Consider the following 19,646-nt stretch of genomic DNA (forward strand, 5'->3'; position numbering starts at 1 on the left):
TAGTTACAGACAGGGAGCCACGCGGCGGCTCCCGACATGGGGCATGCGCGCGCTGAAATATGCCGCGCTGCCCACGCCCACTGCTCCCATCACTGTACAGAACATCACGCAGATCCACGGACTCCACGGCATCAGACCGATCAACAGCAGCGGTGTGATACTCGCCCACGCGGCGTAGGCAATGTTGTAAGTGAAGGATATCCCCGAGACGCGAATCCGCGCCGGGAACAGGCTGACCATCACCGAAGGCACCGCGCCGACCACCCCACAACTGAGGCCGGCAATCGCGTACGCCAGACCGATCCAGTCACCGCCAATGATCAGGCAGGTGTAGAGCACGCCGATGCCCAGCGGCAGCAGCAGGCTGTAAAGCATGACTGTGCGCCAGGCACCGATGCGGTCAACAAGCAAGCCAGCAAGCACGCAACCGACGTTCAGGAACACGATGCCCAAGGCGCTCAGGGCGAAGGTGTGGCTGGCGGTCATGCCGAAGGTTTTCTGCATCATGGTCGGGGTGATGACCACAAACACCACCACGGCGGAGGTCAGCACGCAGGTGAGGATCATCGCCGGCCACATGGCCAGGCGATGCTCGCGCAGAACCGTGCGCAGCGGCAGTTCGACGGTCGCATCGCGCTGGGCCTGCATGGCCATGAACACCGGGGTTTCGCTAAGCCAACGACGCAGCCAGACACCGATCACCCCAAACACGCCCCCCAGCAGGAACGGGTAGCGCCAGGCGTAATCAAGGATTTCTGCCGGAGTGAATGCTTGCGCCAGAAAGGTCGCGGTCAACGCGCCGATCAGGTAGCCAAACGTCAGCCCGGCTTGCAGGAAACCCAGCGCATAACCGCGATGACCGACCGGCGCGTGCTCAGCAACGAACACCCAGGCGCTCGGCACTTCACCACCCACCGCCGCCCCCTGGAGGATGCGCAATGCCAACAGCAGCAGCGGCGCGAAATAACCGATTTGCGCGTACGTCGGCATGATGCCGATCAGCAGGCACGGCAGCGCCATCATCAGGATGCTCAGGCTGAAGACTTTCTTGCGCCCCAGTTTGTCGGCGAAGTGCGCCATCAGAATCCCGCCCAGCGGCCGCGCCAGGTAACCGGTGACAAAAATCCCGAAACTTTGCAGCAAGCGCAGCCACTCGGGCATTTCCGGTGGAAAGAACAGTTGGCTGAGGGTCAGGGCGAAAAACACGAAAATGATGAAATCGTAGATTTCCAGCGCCCCGCCGAGCGCCGCAAGGCCCAGGGTCTTGTAATCAGCACGGGTGAACGGCGCCGGTTTGGCCGTTTCGGTATTGGCAGTCATGAAAAGAACTCTGGCACAGGCAAAAACCAAGGCGCCCATGGTCTACGCAAACGGGCTGGTGGACAACCCGTTAGACCATAGTCATGGTTTTGCAAAACCTGCTCACAAAGCGTCGGCAGTTGAATTACTGTTAATGCCTGTCCAGCGGGACCACGCCGGCGCCGGCCAAACGATGGGAATCCCTGTGGGAGCGAGCCTGCTCGCGAAAGGGTCAGTTCAGGCAACTTTGATGTTGAATGTGCCGACCTCTTCGCGAGCAGGCTCGCTCCCACAAGGAGTCTCTGTGTTGCGCAGAGGAGTGATTGTTCCTGCAGACCCACAATAACCATAAAAATCCGAGGTATTCCTGTGGCCGTTGATATCGAAGATAGCCGCTCTGCGCGCTTTGCCCTGCGCTGTTCAAGTTTTGCCGAACGCTGGTTTCCCGATTCCTGGGTGTTCGCCGCGTTGGCCGTCATCATCGTGGCACTGGCCACGCTGGCCATGGGCGCCAAACCCACCGACGCCGCCATGGCGTTCGGTGACGGGTTCTGGAGTCTGATCCCGTTCACCATGCAGATGGCGTTCGTGGTGATCGGCGGCTACGTGGTCGCCAGTTCACCGCCAGCCGTGAAGCTGATTGATCGCCTGGCGCGAATCCCGAAAAACGGCCGCTCCGCCGTAGCCTGGGTCGCGTTGATTTCGATGGTCGCGTCGTTGCTCAACTGGGGACTGTCGCTGGTGTTCGGCGGTTTGCTGGTACGCGCCCTCGCCCGCCGCACCGATCTGAAAATGGATTACCGCGCGGCCGGTGCGGCGGCTTATCTGGGGCTTGGCGCTGTCTGGGCGCTGGGGCTGTCCTCGTCCGCCGCGCAATTGCAGGCCAACCCGGCCAGCCTGCCGCCGTCGATTCTATCGATCACCGGGGTCATCCCGTTTACTCAAACGATCTTTCTCTGGCAGTCCGGCGTGCTGTTGCTGGCGCTGATTGTGGTCTCGCTGATCATTGCCTACGCCACCGCGCCCGGCCCGAATACCGCGCGTGACGCCAAGGCCTGCGGCATCGACCCGAGTTTCAACCTGCCACCGCTGCAACCACGAACGCGTCCCGGCGAATGGCTGGAACATAGCCCATTGCTGACGATTCTGCTGGTGTTGTTGGCCGGCGGCTGGCTGTTTCATGAGTTCTCGACCAAACCGGCGATCAGCGCGATCTCTGGGTTGAACACCTACAACTTCCTGTTCCTGATGCTCGGCGCCCTGCTGCACTGGCGCCCGCGCAGCTTCCTTGATGCGGTGTCCCGGGCGGTGCCGACCACCACTGGCGTGCTGATCCAGTTCCCGCTGTACGGTTCAATTGCTGCACTGATGACCACCGTCAAAGGCGCTGACGCCCAGACCCTCGCCCACCACATCTCAACCTTTTTCGTACAGATCGCGTCCCACGACACCTACGCGTTGTTGATGGGTGTGTACTCGGCGATTCTCGGCTTCTTCATCCCGTCGGGCGGCGGCAAGTGGATCATCGAAGCGCCGTACGTCATGCAAGTGGCCACTGACCTCAACTACCACCTGGGCTGGGCGGTGCAAATCTACAACGCCGCCGAAGCCCTGCCGAACCTGATCAACCCGTTCTACATGCTGCCGCTGCTGGGCGTGCTGGGGTTGAAGGCGCGGGACTTGATCGGGTTTTCGTTCGTGCAGTTGCTGGTGCACACGCCTCTGGTGTTGTTTCTGCTGTGGGCGTTGGGGACGACGCTGGTTTATACGCCGCCGGTGATGCCGTGACTTGATGGGATTGCACCTGCTCCAATGCAGGTGCAATCAGTTTTGATCGACGGGCAATAGGTTCAGGAGAGGAACACTAGACACCGCACGATTTGTAACCCAGCAGTCATATTTCCTTGCTAGGGTCCGCCCGAAACAAGCTGAAACAATTTCGCGAAAAAGGAATTGGAATGAACGACGACAAAGACGGAAACGACCTCCCCTCCTCCGAAGCCGATCAACCCACGGATACCAGTCGCCGCCGCTTCCTGGGTGGTGTTGCCGTACTGGGTGTCGGTGCAACGCTGAGTGCTTGTGGTAATCAAGGGGACAGTTCCGGCAAACCGGTTGAACGCTCGCTGACACCTGCCGAGCTGGATAAAGCCCTGCAAGAAAACGTCAAAAACGTCGTGGTGATCTACGGCGAAAACCGCAGCTTCAATAACTTGTTTGCCGACTTCCCGGGCGTCGAAAAACCGCTGTCGGCGCTCAAGCCGGAGGAAGGCGCGCAGCAGGATCGCGACGGCAGCGCGCTGTCGACCTTGCCGCCGGTTTGGGGGGGCATTAACCAAGTTGGCCCGCAAACCCTCGATGGCGTGATTTACCCCGCCGGTACGCAATTTCAGGAACACCTGCCGAATGCGCCGTACGCCCTCAAAGGCCCGCAAGGCGAAGACTTGCCGCTGAGTCTGGTGACCCGCGACCTGTGGCACGTGTTCTATCAGAACCAGATGCAAATCAACGGCGGCAAGAACGACCGCTTTGTCGCCTGGGCCGACTCCGGTAGCCTGACGATGGGCCATTACGCCCAGACTCGTTATTCATTGCGTTTGTGGGATGTGGCCAAGGAGTTCGTGCTCTGCGACAACTTCTTCCAGGGGGCATTCGGTGGCTCGTACCTGAACCATCAATACCTGATCAGCGCCCAGGTGCCGTTCTACCCGGATGCTGCCAATTCGATCGCCAAGCCGCAGATCGCCACGCTGCAAAGCGATGACCCGACCGACAATCGCCTCAAGCCGCTGGACGCCTCGCCCGCCAGCGCCATGACTGGCCCGCCGCAGTTCGGCCCAAGCCTATTGACGCCGGATGGCTACGCGGTAAACACCATGGCGCCGCCCTATTGGCCGACCTGGATCCGCGATCCCGAGCGCCCGGACTACGCCAAACCTTTGCCGAGCGTGCTGGTACCACAAACCCACGACCACATCGGCGACAAGCTCTCGAAAAAGAACGTCGACTGGGCCTGGTACGGCGGCGCATGGCAAGCCACGATCGAGGAGTACAAGGATTCGGGCGCCATTCCGAAAATCCCGAATTTCCAGTACCACCATCAGCCGTTCAACTACTTCAAGCGCCAAGGTCCGGAAAACCCGGCCGAGCGCGCCAAGCGCTTGCGCGATGGCGGTTTGGGCGATGAGTCGAGCACCAACAAGTTCCTGGCCGACGCCGAAGCCGGCAAGCTGCCCGCGGTGACGTTCTACAAACCCCAGGGCAACCTGAACATGCACGCTGGTTACGCCGACATCGCGTCGGGCGACCGGCATATCGTCCGCGCACTGAAAGTGCTGCAGCAAAGTCCGCAATGGAAAAACATGGTGGTGGTGATCACCGTCGACGAGAACGGCGGCTGGTGGGACCACGTTGCCCCGCCCAAAGGCGATCGCTGGGGCCCCGGAACACGGATTCCGGCACTGGTGATTTCACCGTTCTCGCGCAAGGGCACGGTGGATCACACGGCGTATGACACCGCTTCGATCCTGCGGCTGATCACTCGCACCTTTCAACTGGAAACCCTCGACGGGATCAAAATGCGTGATGACGCGATGATCGCCCGGGGCCAGAAGCCGATGGGGGATTTGACCAACGCTCTGCATTTTCCGGGTTGATTGATTGAAGATCAAAAGATCGCAGCCTTCGGCAACTCTTACGGGGGAATGTCATCGGCTGCGATTTTTTGCGTGGGTACTGGACCGCTCGACACATCTGGTTTCAGTATGGAGGCGCCCCGCCTACGAGGGCCCACGCTGAAAAGGATCTGAGCATGTTCAAACTCGCAGGACTTACCCTCGCCGCCCTCACCCTGAGTGCCGCCGCCCACGCCGATGTCGATCTCAAGCTGGGCAGCACCGAGCGCGTCACCCGACTCTTCGCTTACCCCAACAACTGCAACGTAATCTGCTTTCGCAACTGGACGCTGGAGCAGACCGTCGAGCATTACCTGACCCAAAGCGTGCAGCGCGATGGTTACAGCGCCGCCAAAGTCCTGGTGAAAACCGATAACGATCAGCTCTACGCCGAAATCAGCGGCGTACCCAATGGGTATGAAAAACCCCTGGCAGCGCTGCTCGATGCCGGGGATCTGGCCTACAACGGCGCCAGCAAACTCAACGCCGACGGCAAGTGGGCTTACAGCTGGTATCTGTTCCTGCCATTGGGCATGGCGCTGGAAAACCGCAAAAGTGTCGAGCTGCTGCACTTCCCGCCGGATTACTCGTTGACCCAGGCCCAGGATTACCTGGAGTCGGCCACGACCGATCGCTGGGCCACGCTGCTGGTCGACAACGGTATTCCAGCCGCCCAGACACCGGCCTATCAAACCATCATCGACATCGCGCCAATTGCCGCGCCGTCCAACGCGGGCAAGGATCTGGAAGGTGTTTACGACTACTTCAAGGACTACCAGACCACCATGGTCAAGGAAGTCAGCCAGAACGCCAAAGGCGCAACATTGCCAATGGTCGCCTTCGGTGCGCCGGTGCGTAACTGGATCAAGCAGCAATACGGGGTGACCGTAAATGTGTTGGGCCTGGCAACCATCAGCCCTAGCGCTGGCGTAAAAGTGCCGGTCTTGGGTTCCAACCATCCAAGTTACATCTGGTACGCCGCCGACCCGGCCAGCTACACCGGTCCGGATGCCCAGGCCAAGGCGGATGCCGCGGGTCTGACAGTCATGGGCCAGGATTTGAGCGCTGCCTGCTGGCAAGCCGGGATGGGCAGCAAACCGGGCAGTGATCCGAGTGCCCTGCTCAATAGCTGCACCCAGACCTGGCAAGTGACCCAGAAAGAAAAAACCTGTGAGCTGTTCTACACCTCGATCCGTAACCTGAGTGAGCAACAGGCAGTGACCCAATGCGCTTCGACGCCAATCAAGGCACAACTCAGGCAATTGCAGGCGCCATTGCCAGAAAGTGCCGTGCCGGCGCCGCACCTGTAAGCGACGTTGGCCATTCCCGTGTCAGCCATGTCTGACGCGGGGATGCGTCTAACTCGCCTGTCAGATCTGACAGTAGATTTGTCGTGACACATGCGCGACGATTGGCTCCGCACACGTGTTGCAGGACTGACAGGACGTCAGCCTTCGGGAGTCGCAGCACCCGCTCGACAAGGAACGTTATGAACAGCCACGCTCTTCAGGCCCGCCAGTCACGGGATGAACAGGGGGTATATCCGTTCGCCGCATTGCCTGTGCGCCTGGGCTTCCCGTCCAGCCGCGATTTCGAAGTCATGCATGACGACGCCGGCATCGCCACAGGGGTGATGGCGCGACGGGATTTTCTGCGCATCAGCCGGATGTGCCGAGTGTCGGGGCAATTGCTGCCTTACCGATGTCGCCAGAGCCGACAACTGCAACTCGGCATCCACCTCTACGACCCGCGTTTCTGCGGCCTGCTGGAACACTCCTGCAACCCCAACGTGTTTCTCGATATGAGCGAGCTGTGGTTATGGGCGCTGAAGGACATTAACAACGGCGACAGGCTGACAATGGATTACGCCGCGACCGAAGACAAACTGCTGCGCCAGTTCGCCTGCCAGTGTGGCTCGGCGGACTGTCGCGGCTGGATCACCGGCTACGATGAGCCACCCAACGCCGACGGCCAGCTGTTTTTGCTGCACTGGCGCCGCGAAGTCTGTGTTGAAAGACGTTACAACGCCCCGACTGGACGCAAGCGATACTGCGGCGGCAGTTGCTCGAAGCCGCTGATCGTGGCGTTCAGGCTTTTCCAGCGACCATCCTTGATGCCATAGATGCAACCGTGGATCGACAGGCTTTGCCCACGATGCCAGGCGTTTTGCACAATGCTGGTGTGACCGACGTTGGCCACTTGCTGGACCACGTTGAGCTCGCAGAGGCGGTCGACCCGCTCCTCTTCGGTCGGCAACTTGGCCAGCTCTTCGCGCTTTTCATAATAAAGATCGCGAATCGAGCGCAACCAGCCATCGATCAGGCCCAATTGACGGTCCTGCATAGACGCACGCACGCCACCACAGCCATAGTGGCCGGTGACCAGGATGTGTTTGACCTTAAGCACGTCCACCGCGTACTGAATCACCGACAGGCAATTAAGGTCGGTGTGCAGCACCACGTTGGCGACGTTACGGTGCACGAACAGATCGCCGGGCAGCATGCCAACGATCTCGTTCGCCGGCACCCGGGCGTCGGAGCAACCGATCCACAGGTATTCCGGGGTTTGCTGACGCGCCAGCTTGGCGAAGAAATCAGGATCTTCTTTCGTGATCGCGTCGGCCCAGCGCTCGTTGTTATCAATCAGATCTTGTAATTCGTTCATGCAATGAAGCCTCAAGAATGATGCGCAGCTTTGACAGACGACCGCCCGTCGGGGTCACGCGCGCGATGCAGATACCCCTGATGCCCTGATGTTTACACCAGCTAGCCCGCAGCTCCATGCCGGGGGAATTCTCGGCAACCCAGTGGGTCCACCTTAGTAAGGCCCACAGTATGAGGAATTGCCATGACTGAATCACGACGTCCGTACGATGCGGTGCAACCCGAGCCCATCGACGACAACGAAGACCGCATGGGCTCGATGCATGAGCTGGATTTCGACGAGGAAGAACCCAGCGCAAAAATCGGTGACGAGTTGCCGGAAAATGAACGCGAGCGACTGATGCCCCGCGAACGTGTCCGTGAAGCCGGCATGACCGGTGCTTCGACCGACGACCATGAGTCTACCGACGATGACATGAGCCCGGAAACCCTGATCCGTGAAGATGGCGCACGGGATGCCCACGAGGCAGGCGAAGGGGAACCGGCCGATTGGGATTTAAGCATCGTCGATGAGGAGGACATTGGCGGCGGGAATGGGTTGGATGAGGCGGAAATGGCGAATCGCGATCCGGTTGACGGGAATCGTTGATCAATTTTTTGGACTAACACCGCCGATCTATCTGATTGATCGGATTTCCCTGTAGGAGCTGGCGAAGGCTGCGATCTTTTGATCTTGAGAGACAGAAAAATCAAAAGATCGCAGCCTTCGGTAGCTCCTACAGGGGATTGGTGTTCAGTCGACCAAAGTGCAGGCCATAACGACGGCATCTTCACGCCCACCCACCGCCGGGTAGTAATCCCGGCGACGTCCAATCTCATTAAACCCATACCGCTCATACAACCGAAACGCCCCACGGTTGCTGTCACGCACTTCCAGGAAACACTCGCGTGCCTTGGCGTCATACGCCCGGGACATCAAGTGTTCCAGCAACGTCAAACCCAGGCCACGGCCCTGATTCTCCGGTTTGACGGTGATGTTCAGCAGATGCGCTTCATCAAGAATGATCTGCACCACGCCATGCCCGACCTGCTGCGAACCTTCGAACATCAGCCAGATCTGGTATTTGCCCAGGCCATCGAGAAAAATCCCGCGGGTCCACGGGTGGCTATAGGCCGCGTATTCGACTTTCAGTACAGCGTCCATGTCCGCCTCGGTCATCGGGCGGAACGATACAGCATCAATCATTTGATTCTTTCCAGCGCGCCATCAGCCGACGCATGGCTTGCCAGACATCAGCCTTACGCTGTGGCTCTTCCATTAATAATTCCAGACCCGGCAGGGCCCAGACCGAGCCCAGGCCTTCGACCTGGAGTTCACGGTTGAAGGATTCGGCGTTCGCCTCACCGGCAAACCGCACCGCCGGCAAACCAATCAGCCACAGGCAGACGCACGGGGCGTCTTCGAGCCGGGCCGAGAGGAAACCTTGCACGAAATCGCGAGCGGCTTCCGGGCCTTGATCCATGGTGCCGCGAGACAACAGCGGCCAGCGCACCGGCTCGCCGACAATTTGCGGGCTGTCCGGCAGACCGGCGGCACGCAGCATGTCCTTGAGCAACATATAGGCGGGATCGCGGGTCTGGAAGGTTTCGCCTGTGGGTAACTCCACCAACAGCAGGCAGCGCCCGGCCCGCAACAATTGCAGGGCGAAACGCGGCGGCGGCACAACTGGCGCCTTGATGGCGACCGGCGCCGCCTCTTCTTCAACCTTGGCGTTGGTGCGTGTGCTGGCCAGCGATGGCCGCGGCACCTCGATTTTCACCCGTTCGGCCGGTTTGACCAGCGGTTCCACGGGCGTCTCAGCCACTGGAGCCGGCGCCACCGGGGCGATGACCAACGGCTCAAGCGCCTCCAGCAGTTCGGGGCGCGAGGGCGCAGCAAAGGGCAATTCGGTGCGCGGCAGCCAATTGACCACCTGCATGGCGGTCAAATAAGCGCGGCGGCGAGACTCGATAAGCAAAGGTCGGCCACTTGTGGATAACTAATAATGCGCTGATTCTACCGCCCTTCGCCGAAGATCGCCCGCGCTTGATCAATACTCTTACCCATAGAAACAGCGACTGCCCGTCCCGAGAGTGAATCGCAACAGGCGCGATGCAGTACAATCGCCGCTTTTAATCGTCAACCAGCCGGCCATCCCGATGATCGAACCCAAGCGCGTCTTGCGCGCCCTCGCTGAACACTGGGCACTTCTGGAGCCACTGTGCGAGCACTTCGACCAAGGCACTTTGAGCCTCAACGAACTGCGTTCACAGTTGGCCGCCCAGCAACTGGACAGTACACCGCAGGACATCACCAGCCTGCTGGACGTGTGGATCCGCCTCGACATTCTGGTGCCCGTGGCGAAAAGCCCGAACCGTTTCGAGCTCAATGCGCAGATCCACGACTTCCTCGCTTACCTGCGCCGTGAGCACCGTTTGGGCTTGTGCCTGGAAATCGAAGCCTATCTGCGCCATCTCGAGCGCCTGGCCGGTTATATCCAGGACGCGTTCGACATCCGCGACGGCCACGATTTGGCGCGCCAGTTGCGCTTGCTCGATATGCGCGTGCGGGACGTTTTGAAGAAACTCGCCAACGACGAACAGGCCCTGGTGGCCGTTGCCGAGCGGGCCAAGACCAGCGACCGGCAGATCCCGCTGCGTCAGCGTTACGCCGAAGTACTGGCGACCTGGGACGAATACGTCGAACCGATGATCCAGTTGGTGAACGCCGACGGCGCCTTCGAGCAAGGCGTGCGCAAAGTCGAAAACGTTCTGCTGCGCATGCTCACCGAACAGCAGCGCCTCGGCCACTTGGTCGATGACGACATGCTGCTGCGCACCCACGCACGCATCCTCGAAATGCAGACCAGCGCCCAACTGACCTTGCGTCATGCCCGCGAACTGCTATTGCCGCTGCGTGAAGAAGCCCGCCGCCACAACGCCGTAACCCGTGGCGCAGCGCTGGCCCTGTCGGCCATCCGCCGTAAAGGCATTGATGCGGTGCCGCAAGCCGCGATGCCAATGTTCACGCGTCCGCAAAGCACCTTCCTCGGCAGTGCCAGTCAGGTCGAAGCCTACGTCTACGCCCTGGCGCGTTTCGAGCCAAAACCGGCGCGTTTCCCCAAGGCTCACAAAACCCAGAAAGGCGAAGCCCCGCGCGCGCCACGCACGGTTCGGGAAATGCTCGAACGCTGTGAAGACGCGTTGCCGATGCCGGACCTGATGACCTGGCTGCTGGAGCAGGAACCGGACGGCGCTACCGACGAATTGCTGTATTGGTTCTCGCGCCTGTCACGGGAAAAACGCTTCAAACGCGAGCGTCTGGAACGCCGCGATTACCACACTCATGAGCACCAGGTCAGCCTGCGCTCCTTCGCCCTGCTCTCGGCCGGCGACACCGCCGCCGAGGATTCCGCGAGCATCCCAAATGCATCTTGATCTAAACGAACTGTCCCAGCTGGCGCCGATCTTTCGCGAGCTGTTCAAGGGCTATCACGTCAGCCGCCGAGATCCGGAGCTGTACGCACAACTGTCGAACTTCCAGGACCAGTACCGCACGCTGTTCAAGGCGTTGGGTTTTGAACTGGTCTGCGACACCCGTGGTTTCTACTACTTTGTGCCGGACCTTGCCGCTGCAGCGGTGAACAAGACCGCTCAGCGTCTGGCGTTGTTCACTTTCATCCTCGTCGAGCATCTGGCGGATCAGGGCCGCGACCCGGTCGCCGTGCTCGACGGTGGCAGCCTCGGTCGTGATGAATTGCCATCGTTGCTGGAGAAGTATCGCGACCTGTTCATCCAGGCCGAAGTGCAGACCGTCGAAGAACTCGAAGAAAAAATCATGCGCCGCATGACTCAACTCGGTTTTGCCGGCGAAGAAAACGGCATCTACCGTTTCCTGCCGCCGATGCACCGTTTCCTCGACGTTTGCCTGTCAGTCCAGCAAGACCGCGATCTGGCGGCCAGCCTGCACAGCGTGCTGCCACTGCCAGCACCGGTGCTGATCGATGATGACAGCGACGAAAAGCTGCTGGAAACCGATGACCCGCTGGACCTCAGTGACTTCGCGGAAGAAAGCGAAGAAGACGCCATGGCCCGCGCCATTGCCGAAGAACAGGAGACCGACGCATGAGCAAGGAACGCTACGGCATTCGCCGCTTCGCCCTTTTGAACACCGCCGGTTACAGCCTCGGTCTGTTCCCGCTGGAAGAGCCGCTGTCGGTCTACGGCGCGAACAACCTTGGTAAATCCGCGTCGATCAACGCCTTGCAGTTCCCGATCCTGGCGCGCATGTCGGACATGAGTTTCGGCAAGTACAGCCTGGAACAATCCCGGCGTTTCTACTTCGCCTCGGACACCAGCTACATCCTGGTCGAAGTCTCGCTGCCCCATGGTCCGCACGTGATCGGCGTGGTCGGTCGCGGCCCGGGTGGTGGTTTCGGTCACCAGTTCTTTGCCTACGCCGGCAAACTGGATCTGGCCCATTACCAGAAAAACGACACCTGCCTGCGCCAGAAAGAGTTGTTCACCAACCTTGAGCGAGAGGGCCTGAAAGCCTACGAACTCAAGCCGGATGAACTGCGTCGCTTGCTGGTTGGCGGTCACACCTCGATTCCGCTGGACCTGACGCTGATCCCGCTGCGCTCCACCAGCGAGCAGAGCCTGAAGACCTTCCGCGCGTTGTTCATCAACCTGCTGCACATGCGCGAAATCACTGCGGCCAAGCTCAAGCAGTTGTTCCTCGACGCCTTCGAACACAGCCTGCGTTCCGGCAGTGTCGATTACATCGCCGCGTGTGAAGAAGCGTTCCGCGATGTACGACGCATGGAGCAGGACTACAACTCGCTGGTTACCGCCGGCCCGCTGGTTGAAGCGTTGGCCTCAGGCGTTACCCAGCGCAACATCCTGCGCGGCAAGTTGCACCGCATCTCGCCGTTGCTCGATTCGTTGCTCGGCACCTGGTCGGACTACGCCAGTGCGCGCAAGGAAGAGCTGACCATCCAGGCCGAACATTACCGCGGCGAGCAGGACGCCTTGCAAAACGATCAGCGTGGCGGCACGCAAGAGCTGATGCGCCTGGAGCGGGAAATCACCGGCATCCAGCGCTGGCTCGGCGAGTTGTCGGTGCTCAAGCATCGCTTCGCGTTGGTCACTGACGTCAAAGTCCTGGAGCAGCAACTGCTGGCGGCCAAGGATGCGCACGATGAACTGGCTGGTGCGCTGGCCCAGTCCCGGCAGTTCAGCGCCGAAGACCTGGAAGAACGTCTGCGGGATCTGGAAAAACGCCTGAAGTCGGTGAAGCAGCAACTCGATCACGCCGACAACAACAGCTACGCCCGACTGCGAGAAGAGTTCTCGCAACAGGACGTCGAGCGCCTGATGCGCCTGTTCAACAGCGCGCTGTTCAGCCTGCCGCTGGGCGAGCACGGGATTACGCTGGACGAGGACGGTCAGTGGGTCAAATCCCTGGAGCTGATCCTAGACGGCTTCAAAGGCGAACGTTTCGAGGTGCCGGGGCTGTCCATCGACATCTCGCACATCGAGCCGCCAGCCCTGCAAGCCCTGGCCGACCGCGCAGCCTTGCGCGATCAGAAAGAGCGTCTGGAAAAAGAGCTCAAGCAACTGAAAACCCAGGCTGCCGTGGTCGCTGACCGCGCGGCGAGCAAGACCCAGACCGAAGCGTTGTACCAGCAAGTGCTGGATGCGCAGAAAGCCCTGGAAGATTTCCGCCGCGCGCAAACCTTGAGCGCCGAGGAAGACGACAAGCTTGAGCAATTGGCGCAGATGGAAGCGGCGCAGGAAGAGTTGAAGCGTTCCAGCGACGCCTTCACCGAACGCGTCCAGCAATTGTCGGCCAAGCTGCAACTGGTCGGCCGGCAGATCGGCGACATGGAAGCCAAGCAACGCACCCTCGACGACGCCCTGCGCCGCCGTCAGCTGTTGCCGGCAGACATGCCGTTCGGCACACCGTTCATGGACCCGATCGACGATTCCATGGACAACCTGTTGCCGTTGCTCAACGACTACCAGGACAGCTGGCAGGGTTTGCAGCGCAGCGATGGTCAGATCGAAGCGCTGTATGCGCAGGTCCGTCTCAAGGGCGTGGCCAAGTTCGACAGCGAAGACGACATGGAACGTCGCCTGCAATTGCTGATCAACGCGTACGCGCACCGCACCGACGAAGCGCTGACCCTCGGCAAGGCGCGCCGTGCAGCGGTCACCGACATCGCCCGGACCCTGCGCAATATCCGCAGCGACTATGACAGCCTCGAGCATCAACTGGCGCTGTTCAACCGCGAGATCAACAAGCGTCAGGTCTCCAACCTGCAGAGCTTCCGCATCGTGCTCGCGCCGAACAAGGAAGCCCTCAAGCACATCGACCAGATCATCCACAGCGCCGGCCAATACGAAGAAGGCGAAACCCTTTCTGTGTTTGACCTGAGCCAAAGCGCCGATCAAGACAACAAGAACGAAGAAGCCAAGGAATACCTGGCGCGGCTGGTGGCGGCAAACCACAACCAGCTCGGCCTCAAGGACTTGTTCGAGCTTGCGTTCGAGATCACCAAGGTCAACGGTCAACCGGTGATTCACACCGACATCGACGGCGCGGCGTCCAACGGCACCACTATGACCATCAAGGCGCTGACCAACATGTATTTGTTGCTGCACTTGATGGACCGCGACCAGGCCGGTCGCGTGCGTCTGCCGTACTACCTCGACGAGGCGGCGGACATCGACGAGAAAAACCAGGCAGCGCTGCTGGAAACCAGTCTGCAACTGGGCTTCGTGCCGATCCTGGCGAGTGTGAAGCCACAGGTTTGCGCCAGTGTGGCGATTGACCTGGAAGGTGGTAGCGGGCCGAACGGGATCTACATTGATGAGGCGGACTGGAAGTACATTCGTCGGCATGATGAAGTGAAGCCGACTTTGAACGTTGAAGCCGATGAGCCGGAGCTGGATGCGGTTTGATTTAAACCGTTAGAGACGAAAAAAGGCCGCGACCCATTGGATCGCGGCCTTTTTTATTGAAGGCTTTTCGGTGGTTTTGAGGGCCCCATCGCGAGCAAGCTCGCTCCCACAGGTTTTATGTTCGACACAAATCCACTGTGGGAGCGAGCTTGCTCGCGATGGCGGCAGCACAGCCGCCAATAAACTACTTACCGAGGGAAATCTTCGGCGCCCAGGTCAGCCATTCATCTTCAAACTTGTCGAACAACGGGAACGTCTGTTCTGGCCGGGCCGGACTGCCCATGCGCTCACCCTCCGGCGTGGCAAAAGCGATACCACCCTGGATCAGCGTCTCCAGCGACTCGGTCCGCACCGTCGCGCCTTTGAACAATCCAAAATCAAAGCCAAAACCGCTGGTGTTCCAGAACCGCGTGCCGCTGCGCACCAATGGCGCGTACTTCGGCTCGATCAGGATGTGCACCAACACACGATCCGCGGTCTGGCCCAATTCATAACCGATTACCTTGCCGACGGTGATTTCACGGTACGTCACCGGCACGCCGGTTTTCAGCGAACCACGACGCGCCGCGCTCAACACCAGACTCAACCCGGCTTCTACCTTGGCGGACTCCGGCGGGTTGGCCAGCGCCACGAAGTTTTTCTGCGGGCCGAGGTTTTTCGCGGCCGGCTGCACTTCGATGTACTGACCCGTGACCAGGGTTTCGAGGTTCGACGTCTTGATCAACCCCAGCTCAGGCTTGACCACCCAGAACTGACTGCCCTCCCGCGCGATGCGTTCCGGTACTTCGGTAATCCGCGCGGTCAGCATCACCGACTGCAGGTCATCGCTGAGGTCGACGTCTTCAATCTTGCCGACATCCAGCCCTTTGAAGCGAATCGGCGTACCGCTGCGCAGGCCATCAGCGCGATCGACCTTGATGGTGACCACGGCGCCTTTCTGGTTTGCCTCGTCATGGCTGGCAAACAAACGGAAGCGCGGGATTTTCTTTTGCAACGGCGCCTTGGCTTCCGGGGTTTCGAAAGCAATACCGCCGGCCATCAGACTTTGCAGTGACTCACTTTTGACCTGGATTCCGCCGGTCAAACCACCGCTGAGCGTAATGCCGCTGGCATTCCAGAACCGCGTCGAGGCGTTGACCAGCCCCTCGTATTCCTTCTCGATGTGAACGCCGATGATCAATTGTTTTTTGGTCTTGGAAAACTGATAGCTCTGGACCGAACCGACTTTGACCTGTTTGTAGAGAATCGGGCTACCGACCTCCAGGGAGCCGAGATTATCGGTGAACAGCACCATGTGCAGGCCCGGCGAGCGCAGGTCCAGGGGCGGAGCCTTGGCCCGGGCCACGAACTCGCGCTGCGGCGCGCTGCCCTTGTCGCCCGGGCGCACGGCGATGTAGTTGCCTTTGACCAGGGCTTCGAGACCGGTGATACCCGCCAGCGAGATCGACGGCTTGACCACCCAGAACTGAGTCCCGGTGACGAGGTAATCTTCAGCCAACGGGTCAAGGGTCAATTCAGCGGTGGCACCCGACAAGTCCGGATCGATCTTCAGAGCTTTCAGATTGCCGACCTGGATGCCTTTGTACATCACGGGCGTACGGCCAGCCTGCAAGCCTTCAAAGTCGCTGAGTTTGACCTTGACCCGAATACCGGCAGCCGCCGCATCGAAGTCTTCATACAGACGGAACGGCAGGCTCGGATCGGTGGGCGGGCTGTCCTTGCGGTTTTCCGGAGTGGCAAACGCGATGCCGCCGGCGACGATGCTGGCCAGGGACTCGCTGCGAATTTTCACACCGGACAGATTGGCGTCGATGCTGATGCCGCTGGAGTTCCAGAAGCGCGTGTGTTTGCGCACCAGGCTGGCGTAGGTAGGCTCGATGAAGACTTTGAGCTCGACCGTGCTTTGGTCTTCGGACAGCAGATAGCTTTTGACCTGGCCAACTTTGATCTGCTTGTAGAACACTGGGCTGCCGCGATTCAGAGAGCCCAGACGATCAGCCTTGATGGTCAGGTGCAGACCGGGTTTGGAGTCCGACAGCGGCGGCTCTTCAGCCAGGGCTTTGAACTTGCGGGCCGGCTCGCCTTCACCGGGGCTGATGGCTACGTAGTTGCCCGACACCAGGGTTTCGAGACCGGTGATACCGGCCAGGCTCACGCTCGGTTTAACCAGCCAGAAGCGCGTACTGGTCTTGAGGTATTGCTCCACGTCCTTGTTCATCTCGACCGTGGCGATCACTCCTTTGGAGCTGCCGTCGTCATCGAGTTTGAGGGTCTTCACCTTACCGACCGACATGCCTTTGTAGACCACTTCGGTCTTATTGGCCTGAATGCCTTCGCCGCTTTCGAAACGCACCTGAACCTCGATACCGGTTTCGTTGTAGGCACGCCAGCCGAGCCAGCCGCCGATGATCAGGGCGATCAGTGGCAGTACCCAGATAGCTGACCAGTTCGAGGCCGGTCGGGTTTTCGCTGTAGGCAAATCAGTCATGGTCGTCGTCCGACTCCGTGTTATCCCAAATCAGTCGGGGATCGAAAGTAACTGCGGCAAGCATCGTCAGAATCACCACACTGGCGAAGGCGATGGCGCCAAGATTGGCTTCGACGCTGGCAAGCCGTCCGAAATTCACGACCGCCACCAGGATGGCGATCACAAAGATATCCAGCATTGACCAACGGCCGATGAACTCGATAAAGCGGTACATCACAATCCGCTGGCGTGCCGACAGTGGCTGGCGACGCTGCACCGAAAACAGCAGTAATGCGATACCCACGAGTTTGAACGTTGGTACCAGAATGCTGGCAATAAAAACCACGGCCGCGATTGGAATCATGCCGTGCTGAACCAGTTGGATCACGCCAGACATGATGGTGCTGGGATCACCCTTGCCGAGTGAGCTGACGGTCATGATCGGCAGCACATTGGCCGGGATGTAGAGAATCGCTGCGGTGATCAGCAATGCCCAGGTGCGCATCAAGCTGTTCGGACGACGGGCGTGAACCAATGCACCGCAACGGGTGCACACCTGCTCGTCGGTGTCGGCTTCCTGCTTGTTCAATTCATGGCATTCGGTACAAATCAGAATGCCTGCATCAATCGCCCGCATGGGCATCTTCTCCTGACAAAGCCTGCCAGATCTGATGAGGCGACATCACAACCTCCAGCCAGACCTGGACCAACAACAAACTGATAAAGCACGCCAGGCCAAGACCTACGGTGATGGCTGCCATATCTGCCAGCTTGACGATCGCTACCAGCACGCCCATGAGGTAAACCTCGAGCATCCCCCAATCCCGAAGATGGTGGTAAATGCGGTAGAGCAACAAACCGTAACTGCGCCCGATGTTGAAACGAATGCTGAGTAGCACCGCCAACTGACAGAGTAACTTGAGCAGCGGGATTCCCATGCTGCACAAAAACACAACCACCGCGACGCCTTGCATACCGGTATCGAACAGGCCTACAACGCCGCTCCAGACAGTGTCTTGCGACGATTGCCCGAGTAGATTGAGCTGCATGATGGGTAAAAAGTTCGCCGGGACATACAACAACAGTGCGGCGATGACCAAGGCGAGGCTGCGTTGAACGACATTGTGCCGATGGGCATAGAGCTCATAACCGCAGCGCGGACAGAGGGCTTTCTCGCCATGGGCGAGTTCGGGCTTACGCATCAGCAGGTCGCACTCGTGACACGCCACCAAGTCGTCCAGCGGTAAATCTGACAGCCGTGAGGCGTCAACCGGATCTGGCATAAAAGGCTCTGGCTCCGAAAAAGGTGGGCCTATTCTAGTGTTCTGAATCGAAAATAACTGTGCAAATTTGTGCGGCTGTCGAAGCCATGCTTTTCTTCGGGCAAAACAAAACCCCTACCTGCATACGCAGATAGGGGTTTCGGAATTTAATCTTGACGATGACCTACTCTCACATGGGGAAACCCCACACTACCATCGGCGATGCATCGTTTCACTGCTGAGTTCGGGATGGGATCAGGTGGTTCCAATGCTCTATGGTCGTCAAGAAATTCGGGTACCGAATCGTGGCCAGATGGCCTCGCTTCAGCAAATTGGGTATGGGATAGTTTTCGGTGTTTTGTGCTGCCTTTTTAGGGGCGGTCGAACTTTCGGTTCGTTTCGTCTTCACACACCGCAATCTGGTGCTCTTTCGCTTTTCAGCTCGAAGCAAGCAAATTGCTTGGGTGTTATATGGTCAAGCCTCACGGGCAATTAGTATTGGTTAGCTCAACGCCTCACAGCGCTTACACACCCAACCTATCAACGTCGTAGTCTTCGACGGCCCTTCAGGGGACTCAAGGTCCCAGTGAGATCTCATCTTGAGGCTAGTTTCCCGCTTAGATGCTTTCAGCGGTTATCTATTCCGAACATAGCTACCCGGCAATGCCACTGGCGTGACAACCGGAACACCAGAGGTTCGTCCACTCCGGTCCTCTCGTACTAGGAGCAGCCCCTCTCAAATCTCAAACGTCCACGGCAGATAGGGACCGAACTGTCTCACGACGTTCTAAACCCAGCTCGCGTACCACTTTAAATGGCGAACAGCCATACCCTTGGGACCGGCTTCAGCCCCAGGATGTGATGAGCCGACATCGAGGTGCCAAACACCGCCGTCGATATGAACTCTTGGGCGGTATCAGCCTGTTATCCCCGGAGTACCTTTTATCCGTTGAGCGATGGCCCTTCCATACAGAACCACCGGATCACTAAGACCTACTTTCGTACCTGCTCGACGTGTCTGTCTCGCAGTCAAGCGCGCTTTTGCCTTTATACTCTACGACCGATTTCCGACCGGTCTGAGCGCACCTTCGTACTCCTCCGTTACTCTTTAGGAGGAGACCGCCCCAGTCAAACTACCCACCATACACTGTCCTCGATCCGGATAACGGACCTGAGTTAGAACCTCAAAGTTGCCAGGGTGGTATTTCAAGGTTGGCTCCACGCAGACTGGCGTCCACGCTTCAAAGCCTCCCACCTATCCTACACAAGCAAATTCAAAGTCCAGTGCAAAGCTATAGTAAAGGTTCACGGGGTCTTTCCGTCTAGCCGCGGATAC

14 protein-coding genes, 2 rRNA genes and 1 pseudogene (1 of these 17 cut by a window edge) are annotated in these 19,646 nt (G+C 59.3%); 8 read left to right on the forward strand and 9 right to left on the reverse strand.

The features are described from left to right. Positions 1–3: 3 nt before the first annotated feature. On the reverse strand, positions 4–1,320 hold the full coding sequence (locus tag JFT87_RS28165) for an MFS transporter (protein ID WP_201206708.1): 1,317 nt from the start codon (positions 1,318–1,320) through the stop codon (positions 4–6). 348 nt (positions 1,321–1,668) lie between these two features. Here JFT87_RS28165 and JFT87_RS28170 point away from each other — a divergent pair, with 348 nt between their 5' ends. From JFT87_RS28170 to JFT87_RS28185, 4 genes and pseudogenes are all read left to right on the forward strand, one after another. Next, on the forward strand, positions 1,669–3,087 hold the full coding sequence (locus tag JFT87_RS28170; protein ID WP_201206710.1) for a TIGR00366 family protein: 1,419 nt from the start codon (positions 1,669–1,671) through the stop codon (positions 3,085–3,087). Positions 3,088–3,257: 170 nt separating this feature from the next. Further along, a complete protein-coding gene (locus JFT87_RS28175; RefSeq protein ID WP_201206712.1) occupies positions 3,258–4,955 on the forward strand; it encodes an acid phosphatase in 1,698 nt (565 codons plus the stop codon). A 155-nt stretch (positions 4,956–5,110) separates the two neighbouring features. After that, complete coding sequence (locus tag JFT87_RS28180; protein WP_201206713.1) at positions 5,111–6,283, forward strand: hypothetical protein; 1,173 nt, start codon at positions 5,111–5,113, stop codon at positions 6,281–6,283. A 179-nt stretch (positions 6,284–6,462) separates the two neighbouring features. Further along, a pseudogene (locus JFT87_RS28185) lies at positions 6,463–6,972 on the forward strand (SET domain-containing protein-lysine N-methyltransferase); the annotation flags it as partial. A 20-nt stretch (positions 6,973–6,992) separates the two neighbouring features. Here the strand turns inward: JFT87_RS28185 and can are convergent. Beyond that, positions 6,993–7,637, reverse strand: a complete 645-nt coding sequence (gene can / locus JFT87_RS28190) for a carbonate dehydratase (protein WP_123514497.1) — start codon at positions 7,635–7,637, stop codon at positions 6,993–6,995. A 183-nt stretch (positions 7,638–7,820) separates the two neighbouring features. Here can and JFT87_RS28195 point away from each other — a divergent pair, with 183 nt between their 5' ends. Continuing rightward, positions 7,821–8,225 (forward strand): serine kinase/phosphatase, encoded by a 405-nt coding sequence (locus tag JFT87_RS28195; RefSeq protein WP_201206715.1) that lies wholly within the window; start codon positions 7,821–7,823, stop codon positions 8,223–8,225. A gap of 144 nt (positions 8,226–8,369) precedes the next feature. On the opposite strand, the gene rimI is transcribed toward JFT87_RS28195, so the two are convergent. Both rimI and JFT87_RS28205 read right to left on the reverse strand, forming a co-directional pair. Then, the gene (gene rimI / locus JFT87_RS28200; protein WP_201206717.1) at positions 8,370–8,822 is read right to left on the reverse strand and encodes a ribosomal protein S18-alanine N-acetyltransferase; all 453 of its coding nucleotides are present in this window, start codon (positions 8,820–8,822) and stop codon (positions 8,370–8,372) included. Beyond that, positions 8,815–9,555 carry an energy transducer TonB gene (locus JFT87_RS28205; protein ID WP_201206802.1) on the reverse strand — a complete coding sequence of 247 codons (741 nt, stop codon included), beginning with the start codon at positions 9,553–9,555 and terminating at the stop codon, positions 8,815–8,817. The genes rimI and JFT87_RS28205 overlap by 8 nt, the downstream gene beginning before the upstream one ends. A gap of 220 nt (positions 9,556–9,775) precedes the next feature. On the opposite strand from JFT87_RS28205, the gene mksB reads away from it, so the two are divergent. Genes mksB through mksF form a run of 3 tightly spaced genes read left to right on the forward strand, consistent with a single transcriptional unit; the run spans position 9,776 to position 14,581 of the window. Then, the gene (gene mksB, locus JFT87_RS28210) at positions 9,776–11,053 is read left to right on the forward strand and encodes an Mks condensin complex protein MksB (protein ID WP_201206719.1); all 1,278 of its coding nucleotides are present in this window, start codon (positions 9,776–9,778) and stop codon (positions 11,051–11,053) included. Further along, positions 11,043–11,744: an Mks condensin complex protein MksE gene (gene mksE, locus JFT87_RS28215; protein ID WP_201206721.1), complete on the forward strand. Its 702-nt coding sequence runs from the start codon at positions 11,043–11,045 to the stop codon at positions 11,742–11,744. The genes mksB and mksE overlap by 11 nt, the downstream gene beginning before the upstream one ends. Next, positions 11,741–14,581 carry an Mks condensin complex protein MksF gene (mksF, locus tag JFT87_RS28220; RefSeq protein WP_201206723.1) on the forward strand — a complete coding sequence of 947 codons (2,841 nt, stop codon included), beginning with the start codon at positions 11,741–11,743 and terminating at the stop codon, positions 14,579–14,581. The genes mksE and mksF overlap by 4 nt, the downstream gene beginning before the upstream one ends. Positions 14,582–14,765: 184 nt before the next feature. On the opposite strand, the gene JFT87_RS28225 is transcribed toward mksF, so the two are convergent. From JFT87_RS28225 to JFT87_RS28245, 5 genes are all read right to left on the reverse strand, one after another. Continuing rightward, positions 14,766–17,069 (reverse strand): PqiB family protein, encoded by a 2,304-nt coding sequence (locus tag JFT87_RS28225; protein WP_201206725.1) that lies wholly within the window; start codon positions 17,067–17,069, stop codon positions 14,766–14,768. Next, complete coding sequence (locus JFT87_RS28230; RefSeq protein WP_201206727.1) at positions 17,062–17,685, reverse strand: paraquat-inducible protein A; 624 nt, start codon at positions 17,683–17,685, stop codon at positions 17,062–17,064. The genes JFT87_RS28225 and JFT87_RS28230 overlap by 8 nt, the downstream gene beginning before the upstream one ends. Then, positions 17,672–18,331: a paraquat-inducible protein A gene (locus tag JFT87_RS28235; RefSeq protein WP_201206729.1), complete on the reverse strand. Its 660-nt coding sequence runs from the start codon at positions 18,329–18,331 to the stop codon at positions 17,672–17,674. Before JFT87_RS28235 ends, JFT87_RS28230 begins: the two co-directional genes overlap by 14 nt. 150 nt (positions 18,332–18,481) lie before the next feature. After that, a 5S ribosomal RNA gene (rrf, locus tag JFT87_RS28240) occupies positions 18,482–18,597 on the reverse strand. 184 nt (positions 18,598–18,781) lie between these two features. Continuing rightward, a 23S ribosomal RNA gene (locus tag JFT87_RS28245) occupies positions 18,782–19,646 on the reverse strand (it continues 2,026 nt past the right edge of the window).

It is taken from the genome of Pseudomonas sp. TH15 (assembly GCF_016651105.1).
GTDB lineage: Bacteria > Pseudomonadota > Gammaproteobacteria > Pseudomonadales > Pseudomonadaceae > Aquipseudomonas.

What these genes read in the sequence shown, in the direction of transcription:
- JFT87_RS28165 (WP_201206708.1), bottom strand. Translation starts at nt 1,320, where the DNA reads ATGACTGCCAATACCGAAACGGCCAAACCGGCGCCGTTCACCCGTGCT.
- JFT87_RS28175 (WP_201206712.1), top strand. Translation starts at nt 3,258, where the DNA reads ATGAACGACGACAAAGACGGAAACGACCTCCCCTCCTCCGAAGCCGAT.
- JFT87_RS28180 (WP_201206713.1), top strand. Translation starts at nt 5,111, where the DNA reads ATGTTCAAACTCGCAGGACTTACCCTCGCCGCCCTCACCCTGAGTGCC.
- can (WP_123514497.1), bottom strand. Translation starts at nt 7,637, where the DNA reads ATGAACGAATTACAAGATCTGATTGATAACAACGAGCGCTGGGCCGAC.
- JFT87_RS28195 (WP_201206715.1), top strand. Translation starts at nt 7,821, where the DNA reads ATGACTGAATCACGACGTCCGTACGATGCGGTGCAACCCGAGCCCATC.
- rimI (WP_201206717.1), bottom strand. Translation starts at nt 8,822, where the DNA reads ATGATTGATGCTGTATCGTTCCGCCCGATGACCGAGGCGGACATGGAC.
- JFT87_RS28205 (WP_201206802.1), bottom strand. Translation starts at nt 9,555, where the DNA reads ATGCAGGTGGTCAATTGGCTGCCGCGCACCGAATTGCCCTTTGCTGCG.
- mksB (WP_201206719.1), top strand. Translation starts at nt 9,776, where the DNA reads ATGATCGAACCCAAGCGCGTCTTGCGCGCCCTCGCTGAACACTGGGCA.
- mksE (WP_201206721.1), top strand. Translation starts at nt 11,043, where the DNA reads ATGCATCTTGATCTAAACGAACTGTCCCAGCTGGCGCCGATCTTTCGC.
- mksF (WP_201206723.1), top strand. Translation starts at nt 11,741, where the DNA reads ATGAGCAAGGAACGCTACGGCATTCGCCGCTTCGCCCTTTTGAACACC.
- JFT87_RS28225 (WP_201206725.1), bottom strand. Translation starts at nt 17,069, where the DNA reads ATGACTGATTTGCCTACAGCGAAAACCCGACCGGCCTCGAACTGGTCA.
- JFT87_RS28230 (WP_201206727.1), bottom strand. Translation starts at nt 17,685, where the DNA reads ATGCGGGCGATTGATGCAGGCATTCTGATTTGTACCGAATGCCATGAA.
- JFT87_RS28235 (WP_201206729.1), bottom strand. Translation starts at nt 18,331, where the DNA reads ATGCCAGATCCGGTTGACGCCTCACGGCTGTCAGATTTACCGCTGGAC.